Raw genomic sequence first — 11191 nt, forward strand, 5'->3', positions numbered from 1 at the left:
TATGATTATATATTTTATAAATATTGAAAAATTTAGTTTCGGTGTTATAATAAAAGGAGAAATAAACGATGGAAGAAATTAAAAAAAGCGAAGATTATATGAATATGAGCATGGCTATATCTCCCGAAAAATATTTTGACAGCAGGTTCGACGGTCAGGAGAAGCTTTTCACCGAAAAGTTTAATACCCTCCAGACGCAAATTAATTCCATCCAGACGCAAATAGAGACTTTATCCGATAGATTAGGTTCCGAAATTTCGAGGCTCGACGATAAAATAGACTTTGAAATAACCAGCCTTAAAGAAAACGAAATTAAAAATCTAAACGATAAAATGGATGCAGGATTTAAAGCGCAGAGCGAAAAATTTGAAACCAAGATAGATGCTTTAGATAAAAGGCTAACCTTCGGATTTACCGTAATATTGTCGGTACTCGGCGTTTTAACTGCGGTACTCGGTGTTTTGGTAACGCTGCATTTTATAGGACGATAGACGATAAATCAGAAAAAATAAATCGGATGCCTGACGCACAAGATATGCAACACTCCCCCATTGCCTGTTAAATAAAAACTCCCGACCGCGTCAAACGCAGTCGGGAGTAAGATACGTAGGCGGGCGCTTATGAAAGTGAAGCTTTTATGCCCGCCGGAGTGAAATAAATCTGACACCTTTAATTTTAAAACAGTCGTCCGACAGCGGCTGATATTAGGCGGGTATTCGGTAAATTTTAACGCTTTACGAATTTAAGATAGCATCCCAATAAATCGCAATTTCTGGAGCTTTCGGCATACTTAAAACCGTGCGCGGTTATAAACTCTTTATACGATTCCCTGTCTTTGCCGAAGACCTCAAATCTCGGCTCTTTAATGGATAATAAGCCGCCTGGTTTCAATACCCGGCGCAGTTCGGCGACGGCTTCTTCCTTTTTGCCAATCTCGTGAAACGAATAATATAAAAATGCTAAATCTATAGAGCCGTCCTCTACCGAATTTAAATCCGATACGCTGGACGCCCTGAAATCGACGTTTTGAAGATATCCTCTTTTTCTTTTAGCTTTTTCTATCATCTTTTTCTGAATATCTACAGAGATTACGAATCCTTCCTTTCCGACGGCTTTCGATAATGCCGGAGTAACGAAGCCGCTTCCGCATCCCGCTTCAAGAACTTTCATTCCGCTTTTAACTCCCATAATATCGACGTTTTTTTCCATGTTTTCTATCAAACTTCTAAGTTTGTTGTCGATAATAAAGGAAAAAAATGCGGGAAATAAATCGTAAGTTTTTAGTTTCATAAATATTGACGGATAGAGGGCTTTTACGATATTTTTTGCCCGGTTTTGATTTAAAATCCGGGTATTCTCGGAAACCTGTTTAATTTTGAATTTTTATAATACCATCCCCAGAATCTTTTAAGCCAGTGTCCGACGACCGGCAGCGCGATTACCGTTTCCTTATTCGTATCCCTTTTGATATAGACCGCGCCTTTGCCGTTGTCCATTACGCACAAGATATGCACGTGCTCTTTGTAGCCTTTATAATTATTCGTTCCGGCTTCTTTTTCGTTTATATTGTAAGCCGCGATACCCGCCATCATCTCGGCGACGTGCCCCTGTTTTCCCCTGAAAGGAGGCCCGTCGAGGCTGGCCGAATCGCCTATCGCGTAAATATTTTCTAAGCCCTCTACTCTTAAATAATCGTCGGTTTTTATGAATCCGGCTTCCGTGAGCGGCAGTTCCGAACCGGCAAATATCCCGTGGGCGCTTCCGGCGGGAACAAAAATAATAAGGTCGCTTTCAAGCCTTGAATCGTCTTCGAATACGACTGCGCCGTTTTCGAATCTTTTTATTTTTTTGCCTAAATATTTGTTAATTTTAAGGTCTTCGTAAAACCGGTTTAGCAGTTTATACGCTTTATCGCCCAGCCGCTTGCCCGGAGTTTCCATAGGGGCGAAGATGCTTAATTCGAAATTATGGCGCAATCCTTTATCTCTTAAGAGGTTGTCGATATTAAACAGCTCTTCGAAAGCAGGTCCGCCTCTCATAGCGGAAGGGTCTTTGGGATTTCCGCCTATTCCTACGGCTATTCTGCCTTTTCCGGCTTTAACCAATTCTGCTAATTTTTCTTTTATTTTAATCGATTCTTCCGGAGCGCCGCAAATAGAATAAGTATTTTCTATTCCTTCGGGTTTGGCTTTTCCTGCGCCGACGGCGACGACGAGATAATCAAAATCATAGGTGCCATTTTTACATAATACTTTCTTTTCTTTAGCAGAAATTTTAACCGCCGAGTCTATTATTAAATTAAATTTATGGACTGCGCTTAATTTATTTAACGGCAGCATCGCATCCTTAAAATCCAGAGCGCCGACAGGAATCCATATCGAAAGCGGATAAATATACATAAAATCCCTTTCGGAAATCAAAGTAACGTCGAAATTATATTTCTTTAGCCTTATCGCGGCTTCTACTCCCGCAAAACCGCCTCCTATAACGAGTATTTTTTTCATAATTATTCCCCCGAATAAATTAAATAATTTTATAATAATTTAATATATATCATTATTAATATATATATATATTTATTTATTATAAATGCAAATTAATTATAATGCAACAGGTATATAAAAGAATTATACCGTATATTTTTATCCTGCGATGCCGATAACTTTTAATTTGCCTATTTGTTTAACCGACTGCTTCCACATTTCTCTTTCCGCTTTTATTGCCTGTTAAACAAAAACTCCCGGCCGCGTCAAACGCAGTCGGGAGTAAAGGAATAATTAAATCTGACACCTTTATTTTGACACCTTTATTTTAAGCCTCGCTGTCCTTTGCCCTGTTGACGTAGCTTAAATCCTAGTAAGAATTTAATTAAACCGGCACTCCGCCTTGCTTTGCAGGAATACCAAGAGTTTGACGACATTCTGTATTTTACCGGATTTTCTGTATTTTCTGTATTTTGATTTAAGTTCTGACACATTTTTGTCACAGTTTTAAAAATCCAAGTGACAATTTTTGTCAATTAGTGACAATTTTTGTCATACCTTTAAATATAAGTAAAATTAAGCATTTTAAGGAATTTATTAATTAGCGGTTGACAATTTTTGTCAAATAACATATTTTAAGAAAGAATATTAATTTATTGAGATTTTATATAAGCGCTATTAAAATGAATAGGTTAAGGTAATTTTAATACTTTTTTATGCTTTGGCATAAAATATGCTTATCTATAATATAAAGTATAAAGTAAAAACAAATAAAAAAATAAAATAATTGTTTGCGGATTAAATTAACTAAATTAACATATCTAACTTTTTAAGGAGGCAGTAAAAATGAACATTAACAGATTAAAGGGAAAGAAGGGTTTCACCCTATTTTGCATATATGTAACATATTGATTTTATTAAATTATTTTAAGCATAAAATTGCTAATGGGGTTAATTTTGGGTACATATTTAAAGATTTTACTAATTAAATAAATCATTAAGCTTTAAGGAGGTAACAAAAATGAACATTAACAGATTAAAAGGAAAGAAAGGTTTTACGTTGATCGAGCTTTTAATCGTCATCGCCATTATCGGTATCTTGGCGGCGATAGCGATTCCGACGTATTTGTCATACGTCAACCGCGCAAAGGATTCGGAAGCGTCCACGAACCTTGGCGCAATTTTCACGGACGAAACGGCGTTTAACGCGACGAATTCGACTTACATCAGCGCGGGGTTAGCAGCCAATAGCGGAACAAATGCTATTACTTCATTCTCAAATACCGCAGCTACATCTACTCATCCGTTCTATGCTGTCGGCACTTCATATTATATTGACACTCCACCATTTCAATGTGTAAATTATACATTAGAAACTTACGGCGGTTACACTACGGAACCCACAGGGGGAACACAGCCGGCTGGAGCAACTCTTGTATCAGCTAAAGGCGGATTTGGAGATATTGGCTTTTTGCCTAAAGGAACATTGTATTTTTACTATGAAGTCAATTCCGCTACAGCAGCCAATACCGCTGTTCCTGTTTCAACGACTACGCCTTGGGTTACTCCTGCAAACGCTGCTTGTGGACCAGGCTATACCGCTTTAGCGGTGGCCAATTTTACAGGTTCTAATTTACAAGCTTTTGCGGTAAACGATTACACCACTAAAGCTACATTAATTACGGGAACAGCTTACTAAAAAAAAGGTGTCAGATTTATTTATAATAAAAAAAAGGTGTCAGATTTATTTATTATCTTACTCCCGACTGCGTTTGACGCAGTCGGCAAAAAAGGTGTCAGATTTATTTATTCTCTTACTCCCGACTGCGTTTGCCGTGGTCGGAAGTTTTTATTTTTATAATAGAATTAATGAAATTTATAACACTATATGGGAATGATATTAAAAAAATGTTTATAATTCTTTTACAAATCATAATAGTACCAATTATATTATTCATTCTCGGACTAGTAATTCGTCATAAATATAAATTAAAACAGGATGACAGAATAGCTCATTTTAATAAACACAAAGAAAATTTAAAATCAATTAAAATTGTATTAGAAGATGTGAATAGTAGTTTTTTAACAAATATTAATGAAATAATTAGAAGTATTAATAATAATTTGTCAGCTACTTTTAATCTTCGTTATGAGCCTGATGTTGAAAAGACGAAAAGTGATTTAGCAACGGCTTGTAAAATGACTTTCAATTACGAATATTTTTTAAATAATTTTTCTATATTAAATTATAGTTACAATAAAGGGAATTTTTTAATTAATACCGTTAACCCCAATTCTTCTAACTTGGATTATAAACCTAAGATTGATAAAAAATTGTATGCCGATATAGAAAACCATTTTAAAGAACTATCAGATAAACTTAAAGATTTTGAGAGAGAGGCAAAGAGCGTTATACCTGACTTTATTAAAAATGTCTGTGAAATTTTGCAACTTATATATATGGAAATAGAAAAAACAAAAGAACAAAATAAAGAAAATAGAGATATGTATTATTTATTACCGAGACATGATTATGCAATCTCAATTTTTTATGATTTAATTAAATTACAGGATCCCAATAATTCTTTTGGAAAGATTCCTGAAAACTCGATAAATGATTACAATATTATATCTTATAATTGTAATAATAAATTGGAAGAAAAGCTTAAAGAATTTCAATCTAATTTAGGCAAACTTAATAAATCAGAAGACATAGGCGAAGATTGTATTGATATAATAGACGGATTGATAAATACGGGAGCAAATAAATTTAAGGGAAAGTGCAAATTAATTTAATTAAAGTCAGATTTAATTATTCATTTATTCCCGACTGCGTTTGACGCGGTCGGGGGTTTTTATTTATAGAATATTGTCAATATTGTAGAAGGAGGCACAGGCACTATGAGTAAACCTTATTGGTTTTTAAATAGTATAACTTTTATACTTGCTTTTATGGGAATGATTATTTTTTTTGCTCCCGCTAAGTCTTTTGCTTATAATAATAATACATTGATACCATCGCAGACAATATATCGAATTCGCGCAGGTGCGGCTGAATCTATTAAATTTAAAGTTTATAGCAACGAAATATTAAGGGGTAGCTTTATTACCACCGAAAATATAACAGTTTATCTTTTAACTCCGTACGAATATTTTAGGCTTGGACAGTATCCTTTTTCATATATTGATACTACTGGTAAAGTTAGGCAGGGAAGTATCCAATGGTTAGTTAATCCTGGAACTTACTATCTTGTTTTTGATAATAGAAATATAATATTAGAAACAAATGTTATGATACAAAGTTCATTTGAATTGTCTAGCGAATAAAAAGGGTGCCAGATTTATTTATTCTCTTACTCCCGACTGCGTTTGCCGTGGTCGGGAGTTTTTATTTTTTTATTTATTTTTTATATAATCGTTATGATATAATTTAACATTTGCGTAATACTTATGGAATTTTAATTAAATTATAAAAAGAAAAGAAAATACGATGAAAAAATCGTTTCTTTCAAACATTTCGATAATTTTCCTCTATTTCTTAATATGGGTATATATGACATACCCTTTAATCCTGCATTTTTCGTCCGTTATGCCCGGAAACGGCGGGGACGAATACTTAATGGCTTGGTTTTTCTGGGAGTTTTACCGTTCCGTTTTTATTCTTCACAAACTGCCCTATTTTACGCATTTAGTTTATTACCCGCACGGCGTTCCTTTATATGTTACGACCGCCATGCCCGTTAACGCCGTAATAGCTTCCGTAATATATTTTTTTACAAAAAACTTAATACTTTCGTTTAACGTTCTTTTCTTAGCGGCTTCTATTTTAAACGCGTATTTTGCTTATCTTTTAGCCTATGATACGGTCTGCAGCAGAACCGCTTCGTTTTTTGCGGGTCTTATATTTGCGTTTTCTCCTATTTTAATAGAGCAGGCAAGGTGGGGGGATATAAACATCTGGAGCGCATACGGTATTCCTTTATATATACTATTTTTTAACAGGCTTTATAGAAACCCTAACCTAAAAAACGCCCTGCTCGCGGCTCTGGGGCTTTTTTTAGCCACGTATGCCGGTTTTTACGAGTTTACCGCAATTTTATTTTTATATTCCGTATTTTTTATTTTATATAAATATATTTCAAACTACTCGGATTATAGAAAGTCTTTAATAAAAGGTCCTGAAAGTTCCAAACCTGTAAACGATATAAGCCGTAAAATAAAATCCCTGCTGAATAATCCCGCGCTTAACCGGCGGTATTTAAAATATCTATCGGTAATGATTTTATCTTTTGTTATAGTATCGTCGCCTTTGCTTCTGCCCGCTTTTTATTATGTATATTTTAAACCGCGTCTTTTAAACTTTAATCCCAATCTTTTCTGGTCTAAGGCATATTCCTCGACCATAATAAGCTTTTTTACGCCGCCGTTTTATAACCGTCTGCTGATTAATTTTACCAAAGCGATTTATTTTAACGGGATTTACCCCATTATGTACAGGGGCGCAAATTCCGTTGATTTTTTAGGATATATCCCGCTTGTATTTTTTATAATAGCGGTAATAAAAATGAAAAGCGTTAAAGATAAGGAATTAAAATTCTATCTATCCGCTTTTATATTATTCGTATTAATGAGCCTGTCCCCTTTAATCCATATCGTAAACAACATAAGGGTATTCGACCCGTTTGTGTATTTATTGGATATTATGCCGGTTATTAAAGATATTCAGGAGTCCGGCAGGTATATGATAATAGGGTATCTGTTTTTCGGGATAGTATGCGCATACGGGATTAAGGCGTTTTTTGATTATTTAGGCGGTAAAATTAAAACAAACGAGAGAGCGGGCGGAAGCATTAAAAAAGCTTTAAGCGGGATTATGGTTATATTGATTTTTGCGGGGACTCTTGCGGGATACTCCGCCAGTCCGTTCGAGATGAGGGCGGAAAAGGCATCGAGAGGCGTATATATTCTTAAAAAAGAGCCTTACGGGGCGGTATTGACTATTCCTTTTATGCAGGGCGGGTTTAAAATGTACGAACAGACTATTTACGATAAGCCGATGATAGGCGGCTATATAATAAGATACGGTTTCCACGACCTTTACAAAAAATACCTGCCCCAGAGGTTTTACAGCCTTAAAGGTATTCATTACAACGGAAACGGCATTAATCAGATTGTTATAAACAGGCTCGGCGACCCGTCCGATATTGCAAGAAATTTTAAATACCTTAAAGTAATCGGGGTAAGATATATTATAATTAAAAAAAATCTTCTTTCCCAGGAATACGGCTGGGACAAGAAGCGGGCAAAAGAAGTATTGCGCGGATTAAAGCCGGACGGCTCTATTTTGAGCGTTATATATAACGGAAAAAATATTATGATATTAAAACTTAAATTTTAACAATTATGAAAATATGAAAAAGATTTTAAAAGCAAGTTTGATTTTCGTCTTTGCCTTAGCCGTTTTCGGGCTCTGGCTTATTGCTCTTTTTCACATTTCAAGCCTGTGGAGAGGGGATTCCGATAACGCTTATTTAGTTATAGCCGGAAACGCCATAGCCAAAGGAAATTATATTTTACGGGGATATTATCTGTCCCAGCTTGACCCGTTTTATTCCATAGATATGTTTGTTAATGCCGCCTTTGTTAAACTGCTTGGTTTTAGACCGCTGATAATGCACGCAGTCCCCGTCTTTTTATATGCCGTATTTATTTTAATAGCCTGTTTTTATATTCCGCGTGAAAAAGACGAAGTAAACGGCAACGCCGGCTTAATATTTAAAACCGGTTTATTTTTATTCATAATTTTTTTGGTATTTCCTTCAAGAGGTTTAGCTTTCTGGGCGCTTCAGGAAGGCATGCATCTTTCCGCCGTTATCGTTTCTCTTTTAGTTTTCCTATTAATTAATAAATTTTTAAAAACGGCTTCGCGTTTATCTTATTTATTTTTAACGGTAGCTTTTATAATTTTAACCGCCGGTTTTGCAAACGATAACGTAAACGTCGTAATTTGCGGAGTTCCTTTGATAGTTTTAAACATTGTTTTTATTGCCAAAGAAGTTATTGGAAAAGACGAAAATTATAACAATATCGGTAAGTATCTGCTTATAGTTTTATCCGTTATAACAGCTTATCTGCTTAAGGAGTTAATATTTTTAGCAATTAAGGCTGACGGCGGTTTTGTAACTGTTCCTTCAAGGCTTTCCATAGCCTTCGTCCGTTTAAAATTTTTCGTAAAAAACTTTTATTTTTATATAAACGGAATGTTAAATCTTTTGGGAATAAAAGTATTCGGCAAAAATCTATTTTCATTAAAAACAGTTATAGAAATTTTTAAGATTACGGGTTTCATTATATTTATATACGGAATTAAAACTACGGTAAAAAAAGTAAAAGAATTTAAAGATGATGATTTTCTGGATATTTTACTGTTAGGCGGAATGCTATTTATGTCTTTAGGTTTTTTAATGAGTCAAATTCCCGTAAATAAGGCTTCTTCCAGATATTTAATGCCAGTAGCAGTTTTCGGATTTATTCTTATTATAAGAAATTTTGGATACGTAATAAACGGCTTTATGAAAAATAAAACCTTAGATATTATAAAGAAAGACGGCGTAAAAGTTAAAAATTTTAAACCTGTTTTTTTAGAAATCTCCGTCGCCTTCGTTTTCATGATTTACGCCGGTTCGTTTACCTTAAATTCTTTAGCCGTTATTCCAAAAAGTCCGGTCAGGCCTTTAGGGAAATGGCTCATAAGGCATAATTTAACATACGGTTACGGAACTTACTGGGATAGTTCTATAATTACGCTTAAAACCAAAGGTAAAGTAAAAGTTAGGCAGTTAATTTCCGGCGGTAACGGAATAGTTCCGTATAGATGGCTTTGCAATAAGAAATGGTATAAAGAGAAAGGATTTTTTGTAATTTATACGGAACATTTTATATGGTTTGACAGACAGGCTATAATAAAAGTATTCGGCAAACCTTCAAAAGTTTATATAGAAGATTTTCAAGGGACGCTCGGGAAGCCTTACGGAAGGTCAAGCGGAAGAGGAACGCTTGCTCCGTACGTAATAATGGTGTATAAAAACGGGATTATGCCGTGAAATAAAAAGCACTTAAATTTTTATTATTTTAAATTTTAAGATTATGAGGCAATAAAATGGATGTAAAACCGGATATTGTTTTTTTATTAGGCGCGGGCGCTTCGAAAGAAGCGGGTGTTCCCGATACCGTAGAATTTGTTAAGAAAAGAGGTGTCAGCAACTGTGTTATTTGTCAAGTAAAATATTTAATGTAAGTTATTGAAATAATTAATAAAATATAAAATCCATTTTTTGGTTATTTTATTTCAATTTAATTAATTTTTTTCTATAAATTTCCAAATATTTTATTAAGCAGATAACATAGTTGCATCCCACATTTTATCGTTTTTCATCATGCTGTTTAATATCGTTATTAATTTTCTCATGCAGGCGACTATAGCAACCTTTTTAGGTTTTCCCTTAGATACGAGCCTGTCGTAAAATGTTCTTATTACGTCGTTAAATCTTATCGAAGATAGTGTTGACATATACAAAATCTTTCTTATAAACGACCTTCCGCCCCATATGCTTTTTTTGCCTCTATACTTGCCGCTGTCTTTATTAAACGGAGCGACTCCTACCAAAGAAGCGCACTGTTTTCTGTTTAAAGTACCTAGTTCCGGCATAACTGCTAAAAGGGTAGTGGTTAATATTTTGCCTACCCCGGGTACCGAATTTAAAATATCCGATTTATGGTTTATAGGGCCTTCTTTTTTAAGAAAGTCGTCTATGTCTTCGTCTATCCTCCTTAGATGTTTCTCTAAGGTTCTTACGATTCTTAATATATCGTTCCTAACCGATTTATGGGAAACTTCGAGCCTGTTTTTTTCCGCCGTTATCATATTGATTAACTGATCCCTTCTTGTAATCAAAGCCGTAAGTTCCTGAAGCGTTTCGTCTTTAAAGCTTCTGTATTCGGGTTTAATCTCTTTTGCGAATAAAGCTATTATTTCCGAATCAATCTTATCCGTTTTGGCAAGTTTGTTTTTGGCTTTGGCAAAGTCCCTAATCCTTCTCGGATTAGTTACTACTACCGGAAGATTTTCCTTTAGCAGAGAAAAAACCAGATTGTTCTGATAAACTCCGGTTGATTCTACTACGATAGAAGCAGGCTTTAGCTCTTTAGCTATTTTTACTATTTCTTCTATGCCTTTTTCGTCGTTGGTAGTTTTTAAAACTTTGTTAGACGGAACGATAAATAGATCCAAATCGGCTTTTGATACGTCGATTCCAAAAAAAGATTCTTCCATAAATACCTCCAATTTTTAAATAAACTCATTCTTGCAAAGATTCGGGCTTATAAGCCCAGGCAACTGTTCGAGCTTTATTTAATATGAGGCCGGTAGCGAAAAATGCTGACACACGAACTTATAAGTTCTTGATTTATTACTTTCTGCTACCTGCCGTTTACTGCCAAAACTTAAATTTTTAAATGCTAATTGTTAATGTTGCGTTTATCTCATCAAGTTATGCATTATAGCAATTAGGCGGAGTAATTTTCAACTAAGTAAGATTTTAATCTGCTTTAATTATTTTCGGCGGCCTAATTATCCCCGCCCTCCCGCCCTAACGTCTTAAATAAATATGTATATTAAATTATATTATGTATATTATACAAGATTTATT

General features: G+C 34.7%; 9 protein-coding genes. 6 read left to right on the plus strand and 3 right to left on the minus strand.

Features of this window, described 5'->3' with window-relative positions; all coding sequences use genetic code 11:
- The first annotated feature begins 68 nt into the window (after positions 1-68).
- The gene (locus EVJ48_07085; protein ID RZV38405.1) at positions 69-491 is read left to right on the plus strand and encodes a hypothetical protein; all 423 of its coding nucleotides are present in this window, start codon (positions 69-71) and stop codon (positions 489-491) included.
- A 235-nt stretch (positions 492-726) separates the two neighbouring features.
- On the opposite strand, the gene EVJ48_07090 is transcribed toward EVJ48_07085, so the two are convergent.
- Both EVJ48_07090 and EVJ48_07095 read right to left on the minus strand, forming a co-directional pair.
- On the minus strand, positions 727-1290 hold the full coding sequence (locus EVJ48_07090; GenBank protein RZV38406.1) for a class I SAM-dependent methyltransferase: 564 nt from the start codon (positions 1288-1290) through the stop codon (positions 727-729).
- 50 nt (positions 1291-1340) lie between these two features.
- Positions 1341-2504 carry a sulfide:quinone reductase gene (locus EVJ48_07095; protein RZV38407.1) on the minus strand — a complete coding sequence of 388 codons (1164 nt, stop codon included), beginning with the start codon at positions 2502-2504 and terminating at the stop codon, positions 1341-1343.
- A gap of 1000 nt (positions 2505-3504) precedes the next feature.
- Here EVJ48_07095 and EVJ48_07100 point away from each other — a divergent pair.
- The 5 genes from EVJ48_07100 to EVJ48_07120 all read left to right on the plus strand — a co-directional run bounded on the left by EVJ48_07100 (position 3505) and on the right by EVJ48_07120 (position 9586).
- A complete protein-coding gene (locus EVJ48_07100) occupies positions 3505-4182 on the plus strand; it encodes a prepilin-type N-terminal cleavage/methylation domain-containing protein (protein ID RZV38408.1) in 678 nt (225 codons plus the stop codon).
- 170 nt (positions 4183-4352) lie between these two features.
- A complete protein-coding gene (locus tag EVJ48_07105) occupies positions 4353-5279 on the plus strand; it encodes a hypothetical protein (GenBank protein ID RZV38409.1) in 927 nt (308 codons plus the stop codon).
- A 105-nt stretch (positions 5280-5384) separates the two neighbouring features.
- Positions 5385-5810, plus strand: a complete 426-nt coding sequence (locus tag EVJ48_07110; protein ID RZV38410.1) for a hypothetical protein — start codon at positions 5385-5387, stop codon at positions 5808-5810.
- A 226-nt stretch (positions 5811-6036) separates the two neighbouring features.
- A complete protein-coding gene (locus EVJ48_07115) occupies positions 6037-7881 on the plus strand; it encodes a hypothetical protein (GenBank protein RZV38411.1) in 1845 nt (614 codons plus the stop codon).
- A gap of 13 nt (positions 7882-7894) precedes the next feature.
- Positions 7895-9586 (plus strand): hypothetical protein, encoded by a 1692-nt coding sequence (locus EVJ48_07120; GenBank protein ID RZV38412.1) that lies wholly within the window; start codon positions 7895-7897, stop codon positions 9584-9586.
- 287 nt (positions 9587-9873) lie between these two features.
- Here the strand turns inward: EVJ48_07120 and EVJ48_07125 are convergent, their stop codons facing one another.
- Positions 9874-10815 carry an IS110 family transposase gene (locus EVJ48_07125; GenBank protein RZV38413.1) on the minus strand — a complete coding sequence of 314 codons (942 nt, stop codon included), beginning with the start codon at positions 10813-10815 and terminating at the stop codon, positions 9874-9876.
- Between the last annotated feature and the right edge of the window lie 376 nt (positions 10816-11191).

It is taken from the genome of Candidatus Acidulodesulfobacterium acidiphilum (genome assembly GCA_008534395.1).
GTDB lineage: Bacteria > SZUA-79 > SZUA-79 > Acidulodesulfobacterales > Acidulodesulfobacteraceae > Acidulodesulfobacterium_A > Acidulodesulfobacterium_A acidiphilum.

Bases quoted from the DNA above. Each gene is read 5' to 3' on its own strand.
- EVJ48_07085 (RZV38405.1), top strand. From the start codon at position 69: ATGGAAGAAATTAAAAAAAGCGAAGATTATATGAATATGAGCATGGCT.
- EVJ48_07090 (RZV38406.1), bottom strand. From the start codon at position 1,290: ATGAAACTAAAAACTTACGATTTATTTCCCGCATTTTTTTCCTTTATT.
- EVJ48_07120 (RZV38412.1), top strand. From the start codon at position 7,895: ATGAAAAAGATTTTAAAAGCAAGTTTGATTTTCGTCTTTGCCTTAGCC.
- EVJ48_07110 (RZV38410.1), top strand. From the start codon at position 5,385: ATGAGTAAACCTTATTGGTTTTTAAATAGTATAACTTTTATACTTGCT.
- EVJ48_07095 (RZV38407.1), bottom strand. From the start codon at position 2,504: ATGAAAAAAATACTCGTTATAGGAGGCGGTTTTGCGGGAGTAGAAGCC.
- EVJ48_07125 (RZV38413.1), bottom strand. From the start codon at position 10,815: ATGGAAGAATCTTTTTTTGGAATCGACGTATCAAAAGCCGATTTGGAT.
- EVJ48_07115 (RZV38411.1), top strand. From the start codon at position 6,037: ATGACATACCCTTTAATCCTGCATTTTTCGTCCGTTATGCCCGGAAAC.
- EVJ48_07105 (RZV38409.1), top strand. From the start codon at position 4,353: ATGAAATTTATAACACTATATGGGAATGATATTAAAAAAATGTTTATA.
- EVJ48_07100 (RZV38408.1), top strand. From the start codon at position 3,505: ATGAACATTAACAGATTAAAAGGAAAGAAAGGTTTTACGTTGATCGAG.